The following is a 23,042-nucleotide window of genomic DNA, read 5'->3' on the forward strand; positions in this document are numbered from 1 at the left end:
ATCGCTATGGGGAATGGTTGAATCAATCTGGCGAGCAACGTGATACGACTTTTCACACCACGTCGCGCCCCACGGCCCTCGGGAGACCGCAAGTGTCTTCGTGCAGGAGTCAGTTGGTCTCGGTGTACTCCGAGACCACTCCCGGGAGTTCGTGCCGACCGTGGATACCGAGCTTCACGTAGACGCCCTGTAGCCGGTTTTCCACGGTGCGGATCGAGATGGACAACTGGGTGGCGATGACCTTGTTGGATCGACCAGACGCGGCGAGTAGGGCGGTTTCTTTCTCCGCCGCAGTGAGTTTCGAGCTCCAGTCGGCACCACTCAGCGACAGCGTGACCGGGTTCTCACACTTTCCGGCCAGGACGTTCGCGCGCAGGCGGCACGCGGTGGCGCGTCGTCGATCGCCGCGTTCCTGCCAGATCGGGGCAGCATCCGACGCCGCCTCCGCGGCGAGCAATGTTGCGCCCATCCTTTCAAAGCGCTCGCTCACCTCGCCCAGTTCCTCCGGGTCGGCGGAGTCGAGAGCGTGGATGTGCGCCACACGCGCCACCACGAGTTCGCCCTCGATGGCGCGAGCCAGCGAAGTGCACAACTCGCGGGCACGGCGCGGTGCACCGGTGCGAGCGAGGCTGTGCGCCGCCGCGATCGCACCAACCAGATCGCCGATTCTGCCCCCCTCGGCAACTGCACGCTCGAAGTCGGCGTGCGCTCGCCGAAGGTCTCCGGACAAGGCGTTCACCCAGCCCGACGAATGAATCGGATCGACCCCATGAACCATGTGGACGGAAATCCGGAACCATCCAGATCCGCTAAGTATTTCCTTCCCTCCAGCGGAGCACCTGCCATGGCCTGCGCCACGGCCAGGTAGTAATTGCAGAACTGGACGAACTGGGGACGTCCCAGTTGCCTGTAGATCGAAATCGCGGTCAAGAGCAGCCGGATAGCGCGGTGCGGGTTACCGCACTCGGTCACCGTCTTCGCACGTTGCCAGCAGAACAGCGCCTGCGCTTCGATGGCCTGGTGGTCCACCGCCGCTCGATATTCAGTTCGGCTGATCTCCTCGGCTCGATCGAACCGCCCGGCATGGGTATGCGCTTCCGCCTCGTAGAAGCGGTGCATACACAGGTACCAATCCATCGGCTCGTCCAGCTCGAGCTGAACGCGATGACCGAGGGCAGCGGCGTCGAGTGCCTCGTCGATCCGTCCAGTGCGTGCGAGGCTGTAGGCCCCGGGCATACATGCCCACACCAGGGCGGACCCGGTCGCCTCCGACAGCAAGCCCTCGGTGACCGCCACTGCGCCGGCCGGGCCTTCCTTACCCAGGATCAGCGCCGCACGGCGAGCTGCGATGTCGTTGACGTAGGGGGTGCCGGCCAATGCACGCTCGGCCTCGTACGCAACGCCAAGTCCCTCCTCTACGGTGCCTGCGTAGATCGCACGGTGGTCCAGTCTGGCGACCGCGACGCGGAGTACCTCGTCCGCTGTGCGCGCCGAGTCGGCGAGCGACGAGCAGGCGCGCCGACTCCCGAGTATTGCCGCGCAACCCCGCGAGTTGGGCACGAAGAATGCGTGCGTCGAAATTCGTCGGTTCCTCGTTCAACACTGCCGACACCATCCGCTCGGCGAGGCCGAAGTCGTAGTGCCACCGCGTGACGTGCGCCGCCGCCAGCATCGTGTGGGGGTCCCCGCCCCCACCGAGCAGACGCCATTCCGCGGTTCTCATGAGTCGCTGGTCGGTCTGCGGCCCGCCGTGCTCGAGGGTGTCTGCCAGCCGGCGAACCAACTCCGCGACCGTAGTAGAGGCAGGCTGCCACGGAGCACCTCGCTGTAGAGCGGATGCGCCGTGCGCAGTTGGATGTCGGAGCCGCCCATCTCGGTGACCACCAGACCCTTCTGCTCGAGCTGGTGCGTGCACTCCAGGGTGCTCAGCCGTTCGATCTCGGACAGGGTGAGCGGTTCACCGAATGCGAGGTAGGCCATCAGGGTGTGCTCGTCCGGGGTGAGGACACCGATGCGGCTCGTCACCAGCTCTACCAACCGGTCCGTTGCCTCGAACTCCCCCTGTAGCCGCCAGATGCCGTTGTCGTCGCGCAAAGTGCCGCGTTCATACAGGCTGATCACCAGCTCACGCAGGAACAGCATGTTGCCTTGCACCTTGCCTGCCAGGTAGGCCATGGTGGCATCGTCGACCGGGCCGCCGAGCGCGCGTCTGATCATCTCGTGGATGTGGCCGGTATCCAGCCCTTCCACATCGAGGCGGTCTACGAGTTCGTTTTCCAGAGTCCCACGACATGTTCGGGGAGGTTTCCTTGGTGCGGTAGGTCGCCAGGATTGTCACCCGGTCGGTGTCCGCCAATTGGTACAGCAGAGTCGCGGACATGTCGTCGACCAGGTGGATGTCGTCGACGAGCAACACGAGCCGTGCCGGCTGGTACTGCTCGACCAGGGTGGTGGCGCATCGGCTGAGGAGATCTGCTCGGTCGTTGACCGCGCCGCTCTTGCCCGCCCACGCCGTGGTGGGCAGGATCGGCGCGAACACACCCAAGGGGATGTTCGAACTCGCGGTCGTGGCGCTGATGCGCACGGTCTGTACGCCCTCCCGGGCCAGCTCGTCGAGCACCTCACCCGCAAGACGGCTCTTGCCTACGCCTGCAGGACCCGCGAGCAGCACACTGCGGTTCGATCGGATCCGAGCGCACGTCTTCGACCTCTGCTGCCCTGCCGATCAGCGGCCACGGGTCGGTGATGGATCGGGGCGCATTCTTCGACGTCGTTGTCATGAAACCCACCCTTCGGGTGGACACAGCCTACTGTCGATCTCGTCTATGATGCCACGGGCGCAGGCAGCGCCGCGAGGACCTCGCGTGCCCACTCCTCTGCAATCTCCTCGGGGTCGTCACCACTGGACGCGTCGTGCCGGGCGGTGTCGCCGACCTGCGTCGCGCCCAGGGTTGTCAGAATGGTGGCTGCGGTTTCGCCCGCCTGGTTGAAGGTGGTGTAGTAGCTGTCGCCGAGACCGAACACGGCGAAGCGAAGGCCCGTGAGGTCCGGTTTCGTTTCGGTCAGTGCTTCGAAGAAGTCCGCTCCGCCACCGGCGAAGTCGCCCTCACCATGGGTCGCGGTCACGAGAACGACGAGGTCTGCGCCTGCCTGTGTCATTGCGTCCGGCGTCGTGTCCGCGAGGTCGTGAACCTCCGAGTCAACGGTTCCCGCGAGTACCTGGGAAATTGCCGTCGCGGTTGCTTCGGCATTTCCCGTCTCGGTCCCGTACAGGATCAGTGCGTTCATCTCTCCTCCTTGTGTCCGACGGCGTCGGTTGTCGGGTTCTCGACGTGTTTCGGGGTTATACGTTGGTCCGTGACGGTTCTGGCGAGGTCGAGCATCGTCGCGATGTCGGACACTTTCGTGCGGCATCGGCCGTGTGCTGGGCGTGTCACTTCTGTCGCGTCGATCCTTCGCCACCCGGCGAAATCGACTGTGTCGGGGTGCAGGTCCGCCGCGAGCGCCTGGAGACCGATCTTCGCCGGCGTGATTGCACCGGTCTCTACGTCCGCGACGATGCGCGCGCACACCGTCTTCGCGTCCAGGCGGTTGGCGGGGATGCCGCCGGTGGGTCCACGGCGGAACCATCCCGAGCAGTAGAGCCCAGAGTCCAGAAGGCCGCTGTCGAGGTCGGCCAGGTTGGATTCGAGGTGGGTCCTGTCGATCTCGTGGCGCAGCCCGTGCCCGAAACCGACGGCGGTCACGACACTGTCGGTCTCGATCACCTTGGACGCCTGCCGGGACTCGGTGTCCACAAGGGACAGTGTGCGGCCGGTTGGGTTGGACTCGATGGATTCCGGCGTCCATCCGAAGTGGAAGCTCACGTGGACTCGTGACGTCGGCGGCACGGCACGTCCGGTCGTGAGATCTAGCAGTGCCTCGATCTTGGTTTTAATTTTCTTGTCCGTGTGGCCGGTGTCGTCGACGGCATCGACGTCGAAGACTGCGTCGTCGATGTCCGCCAGCTCTCGAATCATCAGGCTGTCGAATTTGGCGGCCGAGGCGGAGGATCTTCCGACCACATGGATTCGGGAGGGTTGCTGATCGATCCGCTGCGGATCCAGATCGCTGCCGGTGAACGAATCTCGGTGTTTGGCCAGGAGCCGCAGGACATCCACGGCCACGTTGCCGTTGCCGATGATCGTCGTGGTCGCTCCGAAATGTGGTGTGAACGAGTGTTCATCGGGGTGTGAGTTGAACCATCTCATGATCTGCCCGGCCCCGTAGACGCCGTCACCGTCGACGCCGGGGAGGGGGCGATCCGCCCCGAGCCCCGCCGCAACAACCACGATGTCGAATGCATCCTGGAGCTGATCGATCGAAACATGCTTTCCCACTTCGACGTTGCCGATCAGGTGCACGCCGCCGTCGGTGAACAGCCGATCGAATTGCCGAGCGACCGCCTTCGTGCCCTGGTGGTCCGGGGACACGCCGTAACGTAACAGTCCGTATGGAACGGGGGAGTCGTTCGAAGACGACGATCTGCGCCGCCGCCCATCGCTTGCGCAGCATCTGCGCGGTGTAGCAGCCGGCCGGGCCGCTGCCCACAATGGCGATGGACGGTTCGAGCTCGCCGATCGCCCGGGATCGGAGTTCGCTCATGCCAGTCGCTTACCTTCGGGAAAGACGATCGGCACGTGCAGCATGCCGGCTACCTGGCCCATCAACCACTCGCATTCCTTGTTCGGGTCGAGCGAGAACTCCGGTATACGCTCGAGGAATTCGCCGATCGCCACGCGTGCCTCGACGCGGATCAGATGTGCACCCAGGCAACGGTGGATTCCGTGGCCCAGTGACAGGTGCCGATTCGGCTCCCGCTCGATCACGATGTTGTCGGGAGAGTCGAACGCCGAGCGATCACGGTTGGCGACCGCGAACCACAGCATGGCCGTCTGGCCCGGCTTCATCGTGACGTCGCCTATGGTTACCTCTTCGGTGACGAGTCGGCCGACCATTGCGGGAGCGTAGAAGCGCAGCAGCTCGTCGACCGCGCCGGGGATCTGTTCGGGGTGGGCGATGAGGCGGCGACGCAGCTCGATGTCCCACGCCAGGCGCCAGAAGACCGAGCTGAGGAAGCGTGCGGTGTTGTCGATGCCACCGAGGAGCAGGATCGTGAAGAAGCCGATCAGGTCGTCTTCGGAGAGGCTTTCACCGTCCACTTTGGACATGATGACGCGGGACATGATGTCGTTGCCCGGGTTCTCGCGGCGCTCGGCGATCAGAGCGCGGGCGTGCGCTACCAGCTCGCCGAAGATCGCGGCGCCTTCCTCCGGGTTTTCCACGTGTGTGATGGCCCAGACCCACCGGCGGTAGGTGTCGCCATCCTCGGGCGGAAGGCCGAGGAGAATGGCCGTCAACCGGGCCGGGATCTCGTCCGCCAGCCAGGTGGCCGCGTCGCCTTCACCGCTTTCGATGCGCTCATCGATCAGGTCGTTGGTGGTTTGACGCAGCTGCTCGGTGAACAGGTCGGTCGCCTCCGGTGAGAACGGCTTCGCCACGAGCTTGCGGTACTTCTTGTGGATGGGGTCGTCCTGCCCGGCCAGCATCAGCTCGAATTCGCCGGTTTCGTAGCGCGGAAACGTGACGCCCTTGTTGGAGAAGGCCTTGGTGTTCTGAATGACCGCCTGGGCTTCCTTGTATCCGGCTACCACCCAATGCCCACCGTAGGCCTCACTCCATCCGATGGGGGTGCTCGCTTCGTCGCGCAGCGCCCTCGAAGAAGGCGTGCGGCGTGCCATCGGGACCCAACGGGGTGTGGTAGTGATCGGCGTTCGTGAACAGACTCGTCGTAGCGACTGTCGCAGTCATCAGTGCAATGTCTCCTGCCTTGGGACGGGCCACGATGTCCCCGAGCTGGCGGACGTCGCGGCGCTGGTATCAGCAGGCGTGGCGGGTAGGACACCGGCCACTGCCTTCACTCCACTGTGATGGGCATCACCGCGCAGGTGCAGAGTAGTGACTACCCGACTTTCCCGACCGCCCCTACCCTTGCGGTCTTTGACGCGGTGACCGAAGTTGTGTGGTGTATGCCACACATCGGCCTGTGAGGCTGAGCGTGGCAGCCGACATCGTCATTCCTCGAACCAAGGAGCAAGATCTCTATGACCGGCAGACTCGAAAGCAAAGTCGCTCTTGTCAGCGGCGCAGCTCAGGGCATGGGCGCCGCCCACGCTCGTGCGGTGGTCCGCGAAGGCGGACAGGTCGTCATCGGCGACATCCTGGACGACCTTGGCAAGCTGCTCGCGGATGAACTCGGCGAGAACGCGGTCTTCGTCCACCTCGACGTCACCAGCGAGGACGACTGGGCGAATGCCGTCGCGACCGCGGTCAGCACGTTCGGGAAACTCAATGTGCTGGTAAACAACGCCGGCATCGTCAATTTCGGGTTTCTCGAGAACTACTCGTTGGATCAGTGGAACACCATCTTGAACGTCAACCTCACCGGGTCCTTCATCGGCATCAAGGCTGCCCGTGACGAACTCGTTCGGTCAGCTCCGGCGTCGATCATCAATATCTCGTCCACGGCGGGTCTGACTGGTAGCGCGGGCCAACATGGTTACGCGGCATCCAAGTTCGCGCTGCGTGGTCTGACCAAGTCCGTTGCCGCCGAACTCGGGGGCAAGAACGTGCGTGCCAACTCGGTGCACCCCGGTACGGTCAGGACTCCATTGACGGAGGGCATGGATCTGTCCTCGCTTGCTGCTCCGATTCGGCGGATCGGGGAGGCGGATGAGGTCGCGAACCTGATCGTCTACCTGGCCTCGGACGAGTCGTCGTATTCGACCGGTGCGGAGTTCGTCGTCGACGGCGGTCTCGTGAACTGCGCGGGAGCAGTCGTCGACGAGTAGAGCTCACGGCCCGTCAGAGCCACACCGCGACGTCCGGACTGCTCGACCGTCCGGACGTCGCGCTGTCCGTCGTTGCCGGCCTGCAGGCACGACGAAGCAGCCGCCGGGTTGGCGCCCGGCGGCTGCTCGTAGGTGCAGTCTCAGGTGTGGTCGCGCTCGAGACGGTCGATGATTCTGCGGACGCTCAGCATCTTCCGAAGCGGGAAGTGCAGTCCGACCTCCCAGGTGAATCCGAGACCGCCGTGAACGTGCACCGCGATCTCGGCTACATCGATGCACTGATCTACCGCGAAAAGCGCACCACGGAACGCGTTGGTGTCTTGCTGTGATCCCCAGATCAGTGCGGTGTCCGCTGCCTCCACGTTGACGGTCGCGGTGGCCAGGTTGTGTTTGACCGCCTGGAAGGACCCCACTGGTCGGCCGAACTGTTCGCGTTCGATCACGAAGGTGAGTGAATCGGCGAGTAGGCGTTCCGCTCCGCCGAGGACCTCGGCCGCGAGAACGAGGGCCACCTCACGGGCCGCCTCTGTGGTGAACGTCGTGGCGACGGCGGTGTGGACACCGCGGCCGACCAGGTCCAACCCGTCGACATCACCGGTGGGTACCTCGGTCACTTCCCCTCGATGTCACCGAGGGCCGAGGCCACGACGATACCGTCGAGCGCACCGAACGGGACAAGGGCACCGTCGCCGAGCGGCAACGCGAAGGTGACCGGGCCATCAACCTCTCGTGCGGCGGCGGACAGCCGTTTGGCCAGCAAGCTCGGCAGCAACGGTTGCGGGATGCTGCCGTAGCCCCAGGCCTTGGCAATGGCAACCAGATCTCGTGTGCTCGCGCAGGTGTCATCCTCGACGATTCCGGCCAGGTCCCATCCCGCTTCCGCGATGGCCGCCCACGAGATGGGCGGTTCGGACTCCTCCACATACGTCGCGATGGGGGCGTGAGAGGTGGCGCGTTTGACGAGGTCCCCGATTCCCTCGGCGCCGATGACTCCGTACTCGTTCGGAAGGGTCGTCATCGCGTATCGCGATTTCGGGTTCTGCTTCTGTTCGACGATGGTCACTTCGGAAGTCCTAACACTCGTTCTGCCAGAATGTTTCGCTGAATCTCGCTGGACCCGCCGTAGATTGTCACGGCGCGGGATTCCAGGTACTGGTAGGACCAGTGCTTCTGCTGGACCACTGGCGCGTGCCCGACACCGAGTCGGGTCACGTCCTGCCACAGCTCGCTCCACATCAGCTTGAGCACGGCGCCGGCCCGTGCCAGCGCTTCGTCGTCGCCGACAGACTCGAGATCGGCGACCTTCATCAACTGCCAGTGGACCAGTTCCGTCCGGATGTCCAAGTCCCTCAGCCGTGAGGCGTACTCGGGGCGATCACCCAATACCTCGAGTAGGGCGTCGACATCGGATCGGATTTCGACGTACCGCGCGGCGGTCTCGATACCCCCGCGCTCGTCACCGAGCACCCGCATCGCGACCTTCCACCCGTCCCCGTCGTCACCGACCCGGTCGGAATCGGGAACGAAGACGTTCTCGAACCTGGTCTCGGCGAAGTGCACGGCCCCGGAGATCTGTCTGATGTCACTGATCGAGACACCGGGCTGTTCCATGTCGACGAGGAACATCGACAGGTTGCGGTATCGGCCGGCATCAGGCTGCGTCTGGGCGAGTACGAAGCATCGGCGTGCATGCTGGGCAAACGAAGTCCAGGTCTTGCTGCCGTTGATGAGGTAGCCGCCGTCGACGCGTCGGGCCTTGGCTTGGATGTTCGCAAGGTCCGACCCTGCCTGGGGCTCGGAGAAGCCCTGGCACCATACCTCTTGCCCGTTCATGATCGACGGGATGTATTGGGCCCTCTGCTGTTCGGTGCCGACAGCGATAAGCATCGGCGTGACCAAGGATTTCCCGACCCGGGTGAATCCGTCCGGCGCCTGCGCTTTGCCTGCCAGGACGTGGAAGACGATTTCCTCGGCTAGTCCGAGCCCCCGACCTCCGTATTCCGTTGGGATGGACAGGCCCGAGTAGCCGCCCTCCCACAGGGTGAAGTCCCATTGCCGGCGGACCTCGTCCATCTCGTGACTCGTCAGTGTCCCCGGGCCTCTTTCCACCGGGAGGGACGGCGGTACTGAGAAATTCCTCGGCTTCTGACGCGAAACGATCTATATCGCGGATGGGCTCGAGTGCTTGTCGTCATTTTCCATCCATTTGATCGGTCCGTGCGGCTATCGGTGCCGTGTGGATCAAGTCCTCTGCAGCTGTGGTCATGTCGTCGTCCGGGCAGCCCGCACGCTGAACTTCGGGGTCGAGACGGCGAACGAGGTACTCGCGGCCGGAGCGTCGATGAGATCGATGAGGACTCGACGATGTTGTTGCTGCTGCGTCGACGGTCGACCCGCAGTGGCCCCTTCGCGAGCATGGCGTCCACTTCTTCATCGGACATCATGAATCGGATCAGCAGTTCCTCGTCGGAGATATCCGGCGCGAAACGGGCGCGGATCTCCTTCAGCGACGGATCGGGGCGCTCCCACGACTGCAACTGCTTGGTTCGTGGGTTCGACATAATCTTGTCCAGTACGTCGGGGTCGATTGGGGAGGGCACCGGGCCGTAGTGACCCAGGACGTAGTGGATGACTTCGTCGGACACCATGGAGTAGGGCTTTCCGGTGACGATGTTGAGCACCGCCTGGACACCGACGAACTGGGAGAATGGCGTGGCCATGATGGGCGAACCGAGCTGCACGCGCACTTGGGGGATGGCCTCTAGAACCTCCGGGAAGCGGTGGCCCATGCCGTGTCGCTCGAGCTGGTTGATCAGCGTGCCGGTCATGCCACCGGGTAGTTGGTGGTCGTACATCCGGGGGTCGTATTCGGCGGGCACACCGGTTGCGCGGCCGGCCTCTCGCGCGACGTGCTCGAAGTGTTCGGCGACAGGTGCGAACGTCGACGTGTCGAGGGTGTGTTCGCGGCCCAGGTGCTCGACTATCGTGGCCATCGCCTCGGTGGACGGCAGCGACGGGCCGTTCGCCATCGGACGCGATGCGGTGTGTATACGCGTGAATCCGCTCTCGATACCGACGATGTAGTTGTGCTGGGCCATGTTGGTGGTGTTGTGACAGTGCAACTCTAGTGGCATGTCACCGGTCGCCTGCCGGATCGCCGGAAGCAGCGTGCGCGCACGTTCGGGTTTGAGGATTCCGGCGGCGTCCTCGACGTAGATCGATTCGACGCCTTCCCAGGAGGCCATCTGCCGCGCACGATCGGCGAAGTACGCGTCGTCGTGCACGTCGGTGAGTCCGTACATGATGGCTGGGACGGGTTGCCCGCCGGCGTTGCGCACGACGTCGACCTGGTGCTTCATCAGGTCCATGTCGTACAGGCAGTCGTAGAGCCAGAAGCTGGTGGAACCGTGCTTGATCAGCGTCTGGATCCACAGGTCCATGATCGCCTGCGGAGTGGGCGCGAAGCCGACGCAGCTCAGGGTGCGTAGGCCCGAGCGGAGCTCGTTGCCTTTCAGTCCCGCCACGAGGAAGTCGAGTGTCGCCCAGGGATCGTCGCCGTATTCACGGAGCAAGACGGTGAACATGCCCGCGCCGGTGAGGTCGATGGTGCGGTACCCGGCATCCTTCAGGTATGGCAGGGCGCCTGCCGCCTCGTACGCACGCAGCCGCATGCCCCAGAGGCTCTGTTGCCCGTCTCGAAGGCTCTGCTCGACGAAATCGATGTTCACGTGAGTTTCCTTGTTCATCTTGGTTGGTGGCGGTAGTGCGCCCCTGTTACGACGCGATCGTGACGAGCGGGGTTCCGTATTCCACGGGGTCACCGTCGTCTGCAGCGATAGCGGTCACAACGCCATCCGTCATCGCCTCGATGGGCATCGTCAACGTGAGGACCTTGACGTTGCCGAGTACGTCCCCGGCTGTCACGTTCTGGCCGATCTCGACGAATGGTGCACCGCCGTTCCGGGAAGCACGCCGAAACACTCCTACACTCGGGAAGCGACGACCTGCTTCGAGCCGCCTTCCGGGGGACAGCACCGCCTGGCGGAACAGCGGGAGCCGGCGCTGAGCGCTCCGGCTCGATTGCCACGGGCGGTCCGGGCTCCGCGGCCGGTGCTGGTTCTGAGGTGGGTAAGGACACGGGCAGCTGGACGCCGCGTCGGGCCACGGCTATGTGGACATCGCCCACCACGACCTCAGCCTGATCGAACCCCGCATCTTGCAGCGCCGTCAGAATGAGCTTGATGTCGGCCGAAGAGATATCCACAGCACTCCTTTTCTAACAACCGGTTGGTGGTGAAACCAGACTAGGCGTGTTGCGCGTCACGTGCAACTACCAATCGCGACCTGGGACCGCGCTGACGGTCAGGTTGAAACCGTTACGAGGAGAAATTCGACCGCCCGGGGCATATACGCGTTTTCCGAGTGCACACGGGCCTCGCACGGCGGACGCACCGCCCGGGGCGTCGAAGCCGGCACGTACAGCGCCGCAGGGCTCGCCGCCGAACGCCGGCCGAGACCGGGCCCGTTCCGCGATCGCGGCTGAGATTTTGCCTTCTCGACTCGATCCCAGAGCCACGGCACGTGACGCGACCGGGAAACCCTGTCGTGCGACCCGCGCTCGCGTCCCGGCCTGATCGCGGACGACGAGCTCCTCAGGCGGATCGCCACGCGGCGTCAGCATCTACACAATTCCACCGCGGTCAACCGATCGTTTGGTGGTATGGTGACCGTCACACGAAGCCTGTGGTAACAGTGCACCGACTCGGTTTCCAGCCCAATCGCCATGGGAGATCTGGTCGGCGCGCCACCCCCGGGCAGGCCGCCGTCGAACCGGAGTGGACCATCCATGAGTCTCACGAGTGTCCACCCCTCTACACCATCGCTCGAACCTGTCATGGCCGACCACGCCGAACTCTGTTCCGCGCTGGGGTTCCCTACTTCGGGATTCGCGGCACTGTGCGCGACGGTCGACGACAAGCCGGTCGGATTGGTCGCGACGTCCTTCTCGGTCGGTGTCTCGTACTCGCATCACCACCAGGACCGATCATGATCTCGTCTCCGTCCCGCCCGCCACACGTCGCACTCGCTCTACCCGAAGCCGCGGGATTCACTACGACGAGAACGTCCATCTCCGGCTGCACATCCGCCGATCGGACGGACCCCATCGCGGAGGGGGGTGAACCCGTGGGCACACACGCAACGGTGCGCATCCAGGCAGCGGATCTCGGACAGGCTCAACTGACCACAAGACGCATACGGTCGGCTGAGGCCGAAGCGGGTCGCGATCCGTACGGCCTCTTGGTGCTTCTCGACCTCGAGTTCCTGATCGCTCCGGACGCACGCACGGCACGCACCGAACTCGCCGAGTCGAACCATTTCGGCTGCTCCGCGACAGTTCGCTACGTCGGTACACCTCATGGGCTAGCAGGCCTGATCTCGGATATCCGCGCGGCTTCCGTCGCCGACGGGGTAACACTGATCCCACTCGCAACGAGCGTCACCGCCGCCGAGTTGGTTTCCCAGCAGGTACTCCCCTTCTCGTCCCGCAGGAATTTACGGACTGACTCGGACGAGACCGCCACGGTGTCTATCCGACCTCCCGGATCATTCTCGCGGGGTTGACGCCCGCGGAGGGGAACCAACCCGTTGATGCAGGCCAGTTCGCCTCCGCGGAGGGGCCACATCCGCCAGTAGCTCTGATGTGCACCGGTAGCTCTGATGTGCGGGGCCGTTGAATCAGTCGGGTGGAATGACCGAGTGGGATACGCTGGATATCACCTTGAGAAGAGCCCGGGCACGCCGGCGAAACGTCTGCAGGAACCGATGACTGAGAACGACCCGCTCCAGACACAGCGTGATATGTCTGGCGGCGCGGACCTCGATCTCATTACAGAACTACACGCGGCCGGATTCGACGACGCTGCCGAGATCGGCCGCGGCGGCTTCGGCGTCGTGTACCGCTGCAGTCAGGCCGCCCTCGACCGTACGGTGGCAGTGAAGGTCCTCACCGCTGACTTGGACGAAGAGAACACGGAACGTTTCTTCCGCGAACAACAGGCAATGGGACGGCTGACCGGTCATCCCAATATCGTCAATGTGCTGCAGGTCGGAGCGACGGAGACCGGCCGCCCCTATCTTGTGATGCAGTACTACCCGCGAGACTCGCTCGATGCGTGGATCCGACGCCACGGTCCCCTCTCGACCGAGCAGGTACTCCGTCTCGGGGTGAAGATGGCCGGCGCCATCGAGACAGCATTCCGCCTCGGCATTGTTCACCGTGACGTCAAGCCCGCGAATATCCTGCTCACCGATTACGGCGAACCTGCTCTCACCGATTTTGGGATCGCACACATCGCTGGGGGTTTCCAAACTGCCACCGGCACCGTCACCGGTTCCCTGCTTTCACCGCGCCCGAGGTGCTTGGTGGAGACCCTCCTGGGCCTGCGTCGGATGTCTATGGGCTTGGCGCAACCCTGTTCTGCGCGTTGACCGGTCACGCTGCATTCGAAAGGCGCAGAGGTGAACAGGTGGTCGCTCAGTTTCTGCGGATCACCACACAACCTGTGCCGGATCTTCGTGATAACGGCATCGACGACGATGTGTGCGCGCTCATCGAGGAGGCGATGTCGCGTAGTTCCCAGGACCGTCCGTCGGCCGCCGCACTCGGTGAGAAGATCCAACAGTTGCAACTCAATCACGGTTTCCCCCTCGATGAGATGGCATTACGCAACCGGGTCCGATGACGATCAATTACAGGGTCGAATCTTCGTGCCGCTCGGATTACCTTTGGGCGGGCTTCACGACGCGGACCGTCGCCCACATCTCAGTGCGCCGTCTGGCAACCTGCCGGGAAACCTCGCGCTCGAACTCACCAGCTTCGTCGGTCGCCGCACAGAGCTAGCGGAAGCGCAGAATCTTCTGGAAATCGCCCGGCTAGTCACGCTGACCGGGATGGGTGGGGTGGGTAAGACTCGGCTCGCGCTCCGGGTCGCCGCCGACTTACAAGACACATTCCACGACGGTGTGTGGCTTGTCGAGCTTGATGAGATCAACGATGACTCGCTACTCATACAGTTGGTGGCCGGCGCGCTGGGCGTTCGGGAGCAGGCAGCCCGGCCCTTGCGCGAGGTGCTCGCGGACTTCGTTTCCTCACGCAGCCTGTTGTTGGTGCTGGACAACTGTGAGCACGTGGTGTCCGCGGTGGCGCAGCTAGCAGAGTCGCTGCTCCGCAGAAGCCCTAAACTGCGGATACTCGCGACCAGCCGCGAAGCCCTGTCTATCGGTGGGGAGGCGATCTTGCGGGTCGCGCCGCTAGCCGTACCCACCCCAGGACAGCAGCAGCGCGGGCCACTTACCAATGATGCTGTTGCGTTGTTCGCCGAACGTGCAGCCGCCGCACAGCCCGGATTCCAGCTCACCGCCCAAAACGAGTCTGCGGTCGCGCAGATATGCTCGCGGTTGGACGGACTGCCGTTGGCCATCGAATTGGCGGCTGCGCGCATTCGTGTGATGTCGCCGGATCAAATCCTCGAGCGACTGACCGACCGTTTCACGCTGTTGACCCGAGGCAGCCGGGCGGCCCCGAGCCGTCAGCAGACCCTTCGGTGGAGTATCGATTGGAGTTACGGACTGTGCAGCGCGGTCGAGCAGCACGTGTGGGAACGACTGTCGGTATTCGCTGGAGGGTTCGAACTCGACGCGGCCGAGGGAATCTGCGACGGTGATCTGCGGGCCGACGAATTGCTCGACTCGCTGTCCTCCCTTGTGGACAAGTCGATTCTTCTTCGAGAAGAGACCCGCACCGCGGTCCGATTCCGCTTGCTTGACACTGTCCGCGAATACGGACGGGACAAGTTGGACCAGACTGGTGAGTATGCCCAGGTTCGCCGTAAGCACCGGGACTGGTACCAACAGTTGGTGCTTGATGCGGATGCAGGCTGGATCACCGATCGGCAACTCGACTGGATCAACAGGCTCGAGCGCGAACAACCGAACCTCCGTGAGGCTTTGAGCCATACCGCGCAAGAAGCGGCGCCGGAGTCGGAGGACGACACCGCGTTGCGTATGACCACTGCCCTGTTCCCATTCTGGCTCTCCCGCGGTCTGCTGACTGAAGGGCGATATTGGCTCGACCGCGCTGTCGCACAGGATTCGGGGAAGCTGAGCACTGCACGAATTACAGCACTTTGCGCTGACAGTGTGCTCGCTGAGTTGCAGGGCGATTTGGCTACCGGCCGATCCCTGATAGTGCAGGCGCGGGCGGCAATCGGACCGCGTCCGGATCCCGTAGTCCACGCCGAGATTGCGCATGCGGAGGGGATCTCGGCTCTCTTCGGAGGCGACTTCGATGACGCACGTGCGCGTCTGGAAGATGCGCTCGCGGTCTTCGACTCGATCGGGGCACTCCGTCCGCAGGTCGAAGGGCTACTACAGCTCGGCTGGGCGCATGCCTTCCGCGGCGATACCGAGCGGGCACTCATGTCCTATGAAAAGGCTCTCGTGATCACCGAATCACGTGGTGAGTCCGTGTATCGGTCATACGCGCTCTGGGGCACCGGAGTTACCCGGTGGCAACAAGGGGACGAAGATTCCGCGGTTCAGCTCTTGCAACAATGCCTTCGGCTGGCGCGGATGCGAGATGACCCACTGATGGCCGCGCCGTCCATGGAGGCACTGGCATGGATCGCGTGTGAGCGTGACAGTGCGCGGGCCTCGGTAATGATGGGCGCCGCAGAGGCTTTAGGCCGAACCGTTGGCAGTTCCACAGTCCTTTTCCCCAATCTGCTCGTTCACCACGAAGCGTGCGAACGACACGCGCTAGCGGCACTCGGCCGACGCACGTTCGAGACTGCACGCGATATCGGCGCCAACCTCGGGTTCGAGGTATCTGTCGCATATGCGCTCGGCGAGTGCACTGTCGACCCCACCGCGAGGACCCCGTTGACCAGGCGGGAGCGCCAAGTCGCGGAACTGATTGTCACCGGTCGGACCGACAGTGAGATCGGCGAACAGCTATCGATCAGCCCCCACACCGTTCACGGACACGTGAAACATATCCTCGCCAAGTTCGGGCTCAGTTCGCGCGCACAGATCGGGGCGGCGATGTCCTCTCCACATGGAGTGCGCGCATCGGATCCTCCAGCCGGCCCAACGTAATCTACCAAACGGATGGTCAATCTGTCGATGCCGCAACCTCGATCCCGAAGTGTTCTTCGAGGCAGAGCACGAAGGTCGGGGCACCCGTATCCTGCGCGAGCGAGTCGCGAAACGCATCTGTCTCGGCCTAAGTTCGAATAGTCACGACCGAAAGGAATCCTGATGAGTGATCACGTCTACCGAGTTGTTGAGGTTGTCGGTTCGTCGAGCGACAGCGCCGATGCGGCTATTCGGAATGCCATCGCGCGTGCCAACGAGACCGTGCGGAACGTTGAGTGGTTTCAGGTCGTAGAAACCCGAGGTCACGTTGAGAACGGTGCCATCGCGCACTACCAGGTAACGGTGAAAGTCGGATTCCGACTGGAGGCGAGCACCGCAGGGTGAAGCCGTGACAGCCCTCGCTCCGGCTGACATAACCACGCCGAGTCCAACCACCGAGCACCGAGCACCGACGACAACCCCCACCGTGGGTGGACCACACCAGCAGTACTTTTCATCTTGGGTGTAGGTCGCGCGGGCTCGGAACCCGCCTGGCCGCGCGAATTGATGGCCCGGATACGGTCGACGCAAGGACTCCATCCGTGGACGCAGGACAGCAGAGACAGCGGCGGGCCGAGACCGCGAATGCGGACAGGTTCACCCGGATCCTGGGCGGCGGACCTATGAACTGGGCATCGGTGATCCAGCCGAGAATGAATCACCCTGGATCGGGTGGAGACTCCAGTTCAGGCCACTTCGGGGGTTGAGGCAACCGGGGGACGCTATTCACGATAGCGGGTCTCAAACCAGGTCGGCGAAAGATAGTCGATCGCCGAGTGCAACCGGGCCGCGTTGAACCAGCGAACCCACTCGTCGGTTTCCCTGCTCCACCTCGGCCCCACCGCTCCACGACGCGTCACGGTCGATCAGCCGGCGAGATGTGACTCGACGCTCAGAGCTTGTACCCGATGGTCCTCAGCAGAGCCTTACGGTCGGCGACATCGGCACTTGTCTCGACGCCGGCGGGTGTGAACCCGTCGATCACTCCGGCGATGCCTCTGCCGAGTTCCGTCTCGGCCACGATGATCTCGACCCGATTGGCCGTAGCGCAGAAGATGCCGCACACCTCGGGCACCTGCTTGAGCGTGTTCAGCACATTGACCGGATAACCCTCCTCCACGAAGACGAAGAAGGAGTGGCCCGCACCGACCGCGATCGCGTTGCGCGTGGCCAACTCGACGAGACGGTCGTCGTTGCCCGAACAGCGCACGAGGCGAGGACCCGACGCCTCGCAGAATGCCACCCCGAACCGCAGGTGCGGACTTACCCCAGCCAGTGCTTCGTGCAGATCCTCGACCGTCTTGATGAAATGGGCCTGCCCGACGATCACATTCATGTCGTCGGGCTTGTCGATCGCCATGGTATGCAACTCCACGATCGCTCCTCCATCGCCTGCTGCCGCGCAAGCCGGCATCGATCTCAGTGTGCGCCGCTCCGGCAACGGGGACAACGCCTGTGGCGCGAGGGCACACCGGTGACTCGCCTGCGAGGGGTTTTTCAACCGGGCATGGTCTCGCCGCCGAGCGGTGCGAGAACCTCCCCGCTGTAGTACGACGACAGCAGACCGGAGGCGAAGAACACGTATGAGGGGGCGATCTCGTCCGGTTGCGCGGCTCGCCCGTAGGGGCCTGTTTGCCGAAGTCCGCCACCTTCTCCTCGTCCATGGTGGCAGGAATCAGCGGTGTCCAGACCGGGCCCGGGGCGACACAGTTGACACGGATTCCCCGCTCGAGCAGTGCCTGCGCCAACGAGTACGTCAGTGCGTTCACCGCACCCTTGGTGGCGGAGTAGTCGATCAGCGACTTGTTGCCACGCAGCCCGTTCACCGAACCGGTGTTGATGATGGCCGAGCCGGGGGCCGGGTGTGGGACAGCAGCCTTTGTCACGTGGAAAAAGCTGTCGATATTGACGGAAAACGTCCGGCGCCATTGGTCGTCGGACAGCTCGAGGAAGTCCTCGACGGGCTCTTGGTACGCCACGTTGTTCACGACGACGTCGAGTCCGCCCAACTCGGACACCGTGCGCTCGACGACGTCACGGCAATGCTGCGGGTCGGCCAGGTCACCGGGGAAGACGCGGCACTTCCGGCCCTCAGCCGCGACCAGTTCAGCGGTGTGGCCGGCGTCGTCGCTCTCCTCGAGATAGGCGATGGCCACGTCGGCGCCCTCTTTCGCGAAGGCGACGGCGACTGCCCGGCCGATGCCCGAGTCGCCCCCGGTGATCAGGGCCTTCTTGCCCGCAAGCAGGTCTCTGCCGCGGTAGGCGCGCATCTCGTCCTGCGGCTGGTCGGCCATCTCGGCCGTGTGGCCGGGGTAGTCGATGGTGCGCGGGGCATGTTCGCTCACTGTTACCTCCGAAGGGTCGAGTTCGGCTGTTTCGTCACCCCGCCGGTTACCCCGCCCGGGTGGCGTGAACCCGAACCGGGACCGCACCCGTCGTCGCGAACCCCTCAGCGGATCCGCACGTTGCGCGCCTGGTCCCCCGTCGCTGTCCGGCACACCTCGAACCTCACGGTTTGCCCGTCGGCGAGGCAGCGATGGCCGTCTCCGGCGATTTCGGAGATGTGCACGAACACATCCTCCGATCCGTCGTCCGGGGCGATGAATCCGAACCCCTGATCCTCGTTGAACCATCGCACGGTACCGGTGTGCAGGCCCCGATCCGTCGAGCGTGCCAGCGTATCTCCGGTGCTCATCGCACCGACCTCCGGTCGGCCATGCCCTGGAGCGCGGCCGCCACCCACAGACTCGATCCCAGCAGGCCCACCAGCAGAGTTACGTTGAGCATTGCGCCTCCTCCGAACACCGGACACGACCGTGTCGCTGTCGATTCCCCCGAAGATAGGGTCTCGAAACGCGGGATGGGCGCCATTTGCGCCCGGAGGTTGCCGAATCGAAATCTTTGGGCCGCCACCACCTTGTCGTCGTCATCAGAAGACATTCGCATGCGCGCCCACACAAGATCTGTTTTGACAGATATAGATTTTGTTGTACGGTCGTATCGTTCGAATCTGAAGGGAACACGGAAGAACCCCGGTTCTTCCGACGAGAGGTTCCAGAAATCGGGAAGGACGACGGGCGTGATGAAGCACAGTAGTTGCGGTGGGCGGGTTCACATATTTGGTTCGCGGCTGCGGCCTGGGGGTACGCGGTGACCACACCCGCCGGATCGACCCGGGCCGGCAGTTGGACGTTGTCGACCGAAGAGTTGAAGAACCGGCTCGAGTGGATGTTCGAGCACACCGCCACCGAGACCGCCGACTCGTCGTCCTGAACGACGGCCACCGCGCAACCGACACCGTTGCCGGTACACGGCAGTAGCGAACGAGAGGATCGAGAATGTCGAAATTCACCGTGCCAGGCCTGTCCGCGGAGCAGGGTTCGCAAGTCGCCGACACCCTGCAGAAACGGCTCAGCGCCTACAACGATCTGCACCTCACGCTCAAGCACATCCATTGGAACGTGGTGGGGCCGAACTTTATCGGCGTCCACGAAATGATCGACCCGCAGGTCGAATTGGTCCGCGGATACGCCGATGCGGTCGCCGAGCGTATTGCCGCCCTGGGCAAGTCACCGGACGGCACACCCGCGGCCATCGGACGGGACCGTACGTGGGACGACTACTCGGTCGGCCGCGACACCGCCCAGGCGCACCTGGCCGCGCTCGATCTCGTCTACACCGGCGTCATCGAGGATAATCGCAAGGCCATCGAAGAATTCGGCGATCTCGACCCCATCACCGAGGACCTGCTGATCGGGCAGACCGCCGAACTCGAGAAGTTCCAGTGGTTCGTTCGCGCTCATCTCGAAAATTCGGGTGGGTCACTCGCCAACGAAGGCGCACACTCGGAGAAGCAGGCCGCGGCGCAGGCTCGTTGATCGTCGGCATTTCCGTCCGACCCGAACACGCGTCACCTATTCGAGCGTCACCTGACCGAGTGATCCCGGCCGTACCGGGATCGCTCTATTCCGAAAGGACACTTCCGTGCTAGGACTGGGAATTATCGGTTGGATCATCATCGGCGGGCTCGCCGGCTGGATCGGCAGCAAGATCATGAAGACCGATGCTCAGATGGGCATCCTCCTCAACATCGTCGTCGGCATCATCGGCGGACTACTCGGTGGTTTCCTCCTCAAACTGCTCAATGTGGACGTCGAAGGGGGCGGTCTCTGGTTCAGCTTCTTCACCTGCCTCCTCGGGGCAGTGATTCTCCTTTTCCTGGTCAAGCTGGTCACCGGACGCACCGCCGCCCGCCGCTGACCGCAAACGAAATAAGGGGCCTGCCCATCCGAGAGGATGGGCAGGCTCCTTCGGTGTCACCGAGCGAGCTGCGGTGTCATCGGGCGAGAAGGCGAATCACGGCGCGTTCGACCACCGCTCGCTCCAGATGTATTGACGGCGACCGGCAGCATCGAGTCCGACTGCCTGGATGTGACCGTTGCGGTGCGGGCAGATCCACACCTTGCCCCACGCGGGCGGGATACCAGTGCGTCGATCCCCGCTCGGTCCTCGTCCGATACTCCGGCCGCGCCGTCGGGTGTGTCGTACGAGAAATCTCGGCCCCGACGCCGCCGGCGAATGTCCGGCCCGGACGGGTCACCGTGCCGCAACCGCACGCACTCCCCTTTACAGTCACCTACCCCTACACTCGTGCACCCGGATCTCGAGAGTCCCGTATAACCCGTGGCGGGGGGTGCCTCACACCGCCACGTTTCGCGCGGCGCGAGTCGGGGCACCCGTACCGAACAGGAGGTGTGAACAGCACGCCGATCTCCCGCATCGGAGGCTGCCCGGGCAGAAAGCGACCGGATTCGACATGGACGAGACCGAACTTCTCCAGACGCTCACCAAGGTGGTGAGCACGCTGAATGACACGGGTATCAGGTTCGCGGTCGCCGGCGGCTGCGCCGTCTACGCGCGCGGTGGACCGCCGTCCGATCACGATGTCGACATCTTCCTGAAAGAGGAGGACGCGGAGTCCGCACTGCGCGCCCTCGAAGCCGCCGGGATGACCCGGGTGGTTCCGCCCGAGGACTGGCTCGTCAAGGTCTACGACGGTGAAGTGCTGGTCGATCTGGTTTTCCGGCCCAACTATCAGCCCGTCACCGACGAGCTCTTCGAACGCGCGACGTGGATGCGGGTCGGCCCCACCGCGGCACTGGTGATCAGTGCTACGGACCTCATGGTCGACAAACTTCTCGTGCTGGACGCGCACCGGTGCGACTTCGTCCCGCTGCTGCGTATCGCCCGAGATCTGCGTGAGCAGGTCGATTGGCAGGAGGTAGAGCTAAGCGCCGGCAAATCACCCTACGCCCGAGCATTTCTGGCTCTACTCGGCGACCTTCACATCTCCGACGGGACGGGCAGTGGCCATCAGTCGCCGCCGGCAACGGAGGAGAGCGCATGAATCCGGAAGAGCAGCCGCCCCAGTACCTCGTCGCACATCTACGGCGCGCGCTCGCGAGGACCCGCGCACGTCCGAACTCGGCGTGCGAATCTCGGTGCGCGCGAACCAGGTCTACCTGAGCGGAGAAGTGAGCTGCGCCCACCGCAGGGATGATCTGGAAGTCGTTGTGCGCGAGCACCTTCCTACCATGTCGGTGCGCAACGATGTTCAGGTAGTGGACAATCGTGAACCGGCAGGCCGAGAGGAACTCGACTGATGCGCATTGCAGCTGTCGGTGACGTGCACCTCGCCGAGGACGCGCGCGGTCTGCTTCGTCCGGCACTCGACAAACTCCACGAACACGCCGATGTGCTGTTGCTCGCGGGCGACCTCACCCGCCACGGCACCGTCGAAGAAGCTTCGGTGGTCGCCGACGAATTCCGGGATCTCGGCGTTCCGGTGATCGCGGTTCTCGGAAACCACGATCACCACTGCGACGCCGCCGACGAGATCACCGCACTCCTCGAAAGCCGGGACATCACCGTTCTCGAAGGGACCACTGCCACCGTTGCGGTCGATGGTCAGACGCTCGGGGTAGCGGGAGTAAAGGGGTTCGGTGGCGGGTTCGCGGGCAAATGCGCGAGTGCCTTCGGAGAGCGGCAGATGAAGGACTTCGCCGGTCATACCGTGGAGGTCGCGTCGGAGCTACGCCGTGCCCTGTCGACCCTCGAGACCGACATCCGGGTGGCTCTCACCCATTACTCGCCGATCTCCGACACCTTGCACGGTGAGCCCCCCGAAATCTATCCCTTCCTCGGGTCGTATCTCCTCGGCGAACCGATCGACGAGTTCGGTGTCGACCTCGCCGTGCACGGCCACGCCCACGCGGGACGCGAACGCGGCACCACCCCTGGTGGCGTTCGGGTGCGCAATGTTGCGCAACCCGTGATTCACTCCGCTTACGCGGTGTACGGAATTCACACGGAATGAACGAATTCGGTACGCCGAGAGAGTAGTGATGACGGATGGACAGTGGCCGATTGGAGCGCGATGACGCGGACTGGAATTTCCGCGCCCGCCACGAGACCGAGACGCAACGACTGGACCGGAACTGGAACGGTCTGCTCCAGGAATTACGCGTCGTACAGACCGGGGTCCAACTGCTCACCGGGTTTCTTCTCACGCTGCCCTTCCAGGAGAGGTTCGCGGAGCTCACGGACGCCGAGGTTCTCATCTACCTCGTCACCGTAGCCCTCTCGGTAACATCGACCATGCTGCTGGTCGCCCCGGTAGGTATTCACCGGATGCTGTTCCGCCTGCACGCCCTGTACGACCTGGTTGCCGTGGCGCACCGGCTGGCGATCTGCGGGATCACCACGCTGGCGATGGCGCTCATCGGTGTGGTGCTGCTCATCTTCAGCTTTGTCGTCTCGCCCGTCGTCGGAGTCGTCGCCGCCGCCGTGGCCGTGGCCCTGTTTCTCGGACTGTGGTTGTTCGCCCGCATACTGCAGGGACGACACCGCAAGTGAGCGCGGCGCCAATTCCCCCCTCCGGCAGATACGGCCGTTTCG

The 23,042-nt window shown here is 63.9% G+C and carries 24 protein-coding genes and 3 pseudogenes; 11 read left to right on the plus strand and 16 right to left on the minus strand.

The genetic code is table 11. From position 1 onward, the window contains the following. Window positions 1-109: 109 nt before the first annotated feature. The 6 genes from HYG77_RS00595 to HYG77_RS00630 form a co-directional block, all read right to left on the minus strand. The gene (locus tag HYG77_RS00595; RefSeq protein WP_208961583.1) at window positions 110-730 is read right to left on the minus strand and encodes a helix-turn-helix transcriptional regulator; all 621 of its coding nucleotides are present in this window, start codon (window positions 728-730) and stop codon (window positions 110-112) included. A 5-nt stretch (window positions 731-735) separates the two neighbouring features. Next, window positions 736-1,560 (minus strand): hypothetical protein, encoded by an 825-nt coding sequence (locus HYG77_RS00600; RefSeq protein ID WP_208961584.1) that lies wholly within the window; start codon window positions 1,558-1,560, stop codon window positions 736-738. A 159-nt stretch (window positions 1,561-1,719) separates the two neighbouring features. Continuing rightward, the gene (locus tag HYG77_RS00605) at window positions 1,720-2,217 is read right to left on the minus strand and encodes a hypothetical protein (protein WP_208963597.1); all 498 of its coding nucleotides are present in this window, start codon (window positions 2,215-2,217) and stop codon (window positions 1,720-1,722) included. 606 nt (window positions 2,218-2,823) lie between these two features. Continuing rightward, on the minus strand, window positions 2,824-3,288 hold the full coding sequence (locus tag HYG77_RS00615; protein ID WP_109329942.1) for a flavodoxin domain-containing protein: 465 nt from the start codon (window positions 3,286-3,288) through the stop codon (window positions 2,824-2,826). Beyond that, entirely contained in the window at window positions 3,285-4,472 is a 1,188-nt protein-coding gene (locus tag HYG77_RS00620; RefSeq protein WP_244373384.1) for a hypothetical protein, read from the minus strand. Before HYG77_RS00620 ends, HYG77_RS00615 begins: the two co-directional genes overlap by 4 nt. A 168-nt stretch (window positions 4,473-4,640) precedes the next feature. Continuing rightward, entirely contained in the window at window positions 4,641-5,780 is a 1,140-nt protein-coding gene (locus tag HYG77_RS00630; RefSeq protein WP_208961588.1) for a cytochrome P450, read from the minus strand. A gap of 363 nt (window positions 5,781-6,143) precedes the next feature. On the opposite strand from HYG77_RS00630, the gene HYG77_RS00635 reads away from it, so the two are divergent. After that, window positions 6,144-6,890, plus strand: coding sequence for an SDR family oxidoreductase (locus HYG77_RS00635; RefSeq protein WP_109329936.1), 747 nt, complete (start codon window positions 6,144-6,146; stop codon window positions 6,888-6,890). A 140-nt stretch (window positions 6,891-7,030) separates the two neighbouring features. Here HYG77_RS00635 and HYG77_RS00640 read toward each other — a convergent pair whose 3' ends face one another. From HYG77_RS00640 to HYG77_RS00660, 5 genes are read right to left on the minus strand one after another with little or no spacing between them, the layout of a single operon-like run. Beyond that, a complete protein-coding gene (locus HYG77_RS00640) occupies window positions 7,031-7,504 on the minus strand; it encodes an acyl-CoA dehydrogenase family protein (RefSeq protein WP_208961589.1) in 474 nt (157 codons plus the stop codon). After that, complete coding sequence (locus HYG77_RS00645) at window positions 7,501-7,953, minus strand: hypothetical protein (RefSeq protein ID WP_208961590.1); 453 nt, start codon at window positions 7,951-7,953, stop codon at window positions 7,501-7,503. The genes HYG77_RS00640 and HYG77_RS00645 overlap by 4 nt, the downstream gene beginning before the upstream one ends. Beyond that, entirely contained in the window at window positions 7,950-8,963 is a 1,014-nt protein-coding gene (locus HYG77_RS00650) for an acyl-CoA dehydrogenase family protein (protein ID WP_208961591.1), read from the minus strand. Before HYG77_RS00650 ends, HYG77_RS00645 begins: the two co-directional genes overlap by 4 nt. A gap of 11 nt (window positions 8,964-8,974) precedes the next feature. After that, window positions 8,975-10,618 (minus strand): carboxyltransferase, encoded by a 1,644-nt coding sequence (locus HYG77_RS00655; RefSeq protein WP_208961592.1) that lies wholly within the window; start codon window positions 10,616-10,618, stop codon window positions 8,975-8,977. A 46-nt stretch (window positions 10,619-10,664) separates the two neighbouring features. Next, window positions 10,665-10,925, minus strand: a complete 261-nt coding sequence (locus HYG77_RS00660) for a biotin/lipoyl-containing protein (RefSeq protein WP_280123289.1) — start codon at window positions 10,923-10,925, stop codon at window positions 10,665-10,667. 811 nt (window positions 10,926-11,736) lie between these two features. Between HYG77_RS00660 and HYG77_RS00665 the strand changes: the two genes are divergently transcribed. From HYG77_RS00665 to HYG77_RS00685, 4 genes and pseudogenes are all read left to right on the plus strand, one after another. Then, the gene (locus HYG77_RS00665; RefSeq protein ID WP_204164931.1) at window positions 11,737-11,940 is read left to right on the plus strand and encodes a hypothetical protein; all 204 of its coding nucleotides are present in this window, start codon (window positions 11,737-11,739) and stop codon (window positions 11,938-11,940) included. Then, window positions 11,937-12,512, plus strand: coding sequence for a hypothetical protein (locus tag HYG77_RS00670; RefSeq protein WP_208961594.1), 576 nt, complete (start codon window positions 11,937-11,939; stop codon window positions 12,510-12,512). The genes HYG77_RS00665 and HYG77_RS00670 overlap by 4 nt, the downstream gene beginning before the upstream one ends. A 201-nt stretch (window positions 12,513-12,713) precedes the next feature. After that, a pseudogene (locus HYG77_RS00680) lies at window positions 12,714-16,046 on the plus strand (protein kinase). Between the two features lie 162 nt (window positions 16,047-16,208). Then, window positions 16,209-16,430: a dodecin gene (locus HYG77_RS00685; protein WP_109329924.1), complete on the plus strand. Its 222-nt coding sequence runs from the start codon at window positions 16,209-16,211 to the stop codon at window positions 16,428-16,430. A 377-nt stretch (window positions 16,431-16,807) separates the two neighbouring features. Here HYG77_RS00685 and HYG77_RS39345 read toward each other — a convergent pair. The 4 genes and pseudogenes from HYG77_RS39345 to HYG77_RS00700 form a co-directional block, all read right to left on the minus strand. Beyond that, window positions 16,808-16,955 (minus strand): annotated as a pseudogene (locus HYG77_RS39345) (integrase core domain-containing protein); the annotation flags it as partial. Between the two features lie 22 nt (window positions 16,956-16,977). Next, complete coding sequence (locus tag HYG77_RS00690) at window positions 16,978-17,445, minus strand: adenosine-specific kinase (protein ID WP_244461404.1); 468 nt, start codon at window positions 17,443-17,445, stop codon at window positions 16,978-16,980. Window positions 17,446-17,582: 137 nt separating this feature from the next. Next, a pseudogene (locus HYG77_RS00695) lies at window positions 17,583-18,379 on the minus strand (SDR family oxidoreductase). A gap of 155 nt (window positions 18,380-18,534) precedes the next feature. Then, window positions 18,535-18,738: a cold shock domain-containing protein gene (locus HYG77_RS00700; RefSeq protein WP_162603313.1), complete on the minus strand. Its 204-nt coding sequence runs from the start codon at window positions 18,736-18,738 to the stop codon at window positions 18,535-18,537. Between the two features lie 497 nt (window positions 18,739-19,235). Here HYG77_RS00700 and HYG77_RS40585 point away from each other — a divergent pair, with 497 nt between their 5' ends. From HYG77_RS40585 to HYG77_RS00710, 3 genes are all read left to right on the plus strand, one after another. Further along, window positions 19,236-19,358: a hypothetical protein gene (locus HYG77_RS40585; RefSeq protein WP_257792479.1), complete on the plus strand. Its 123-nt coding sequence runs from the start codon at window positions 19,236-19,238 to the stop codon at window positions 19,356-19,358. Between the two features lie 65 nt (window positions 19,359-19,423). Continuing rightward, window positions 19,424-19,963, plus strand: coding sequence for a DNA starvation/stationary phase protection protein (locus tag HYG77_RS00705; protein ID WP_109329918.1), 540 nt, complete (start codon window positions 19,424-19,426; stop codon window positions 19,961-19,963). Window positions 19,964-20,069: 106 nt separating this feature from the next. Then, window positions 20,070-20,345, plus strand: a complete 276-nt coding sequence (locus tag HYG77_RS00710) for a GlsB/YeaQ/YmgE family stress response membrane protein (protein WP_109329916.1) — start codon at window positions 20,070-20,072, stop codon at window positions 20,343-20,345. Window positions 20,346-20,441: 96 nt separating this feature from the next. Here the strand turns inward: HYG77_RS00710 and HYG77_RS40890 are convergent, their stop codons facing one another. Continuing rightward, window positions 20,442-20,546 (minus strand): hypothetical protein, encoded by a 105-nt coding sequence (locus HYG77_RS40890; RefSeq protein ID WP_348273571.1) that lies wholly within the window; start codon window positions 20,544-20,546, stop codon window positions 20,442-20,444. 355 nt (window positions 20,547-20,901) lie between these two features. Between HYG77_RS40890 and HYG77_RS00715 the strand changes: the two genes are divergently transcribed. The 3 genes from HYG77_RS00715 to HYG77_RS00725 all read left to right on the plus strand — a co-directional run bounded on the left by HYG77_RS00715 (window position 20,902) and on the right by HYG77_RS00725 (window position 23,000). Further along, the gene (locus HYG77_RS00715) at window positions 20,902-21,492 is read left to right on the plus strand and encodes a nucleotidyltransferase (protein WP_204164930.1); all 591 of its coding nucleotides are present in this window, start codon (window positions 20,902-20,904) and stop codon (window positions 21,490-21,492) included. A 252-nt stretch (window positions 21,493-21,744) separates the two neighbouring features. Further along, window positions 21,745-22,461, plus strand: a complete 717-nt coding sequence (locus HYG77_RS00720) for a metallophosphoesterase (RefSeq protein WP_204164967.1) — start codon at window positions 21,745-21,747, stop codon at window positions 22,459-22,461. A 35-nt stretch (window positions 22,462-22,496) separates the two neighbouring features. Further along, window positions 22,497-23,000 carry a DUF6328 family protein gene (locus HYG77_RS00725; RefSeq protein ID WP_208961597.1) on the plus strand — a complete coding sequence of 168 codons (504 nt, stop codon included), beginning with the start codon at window positions 22,497-22,499 and terminating at the stop codon, window positions 22,998-23,000. Window positions 23,001-23,042: the final 42 nt, after the last annotated feature.

The organism is Rhodococcus sp. ZPP (assembly GCF_017656075.1).
Classification (GTDB): domain Bacteria; phylum Actinomycetota; class Actinomycetes; order Mycobacteriales; family Mycobacteriaceae; genus Rhodococcus_F; species Rhodococcus_F oxybenzonivorans.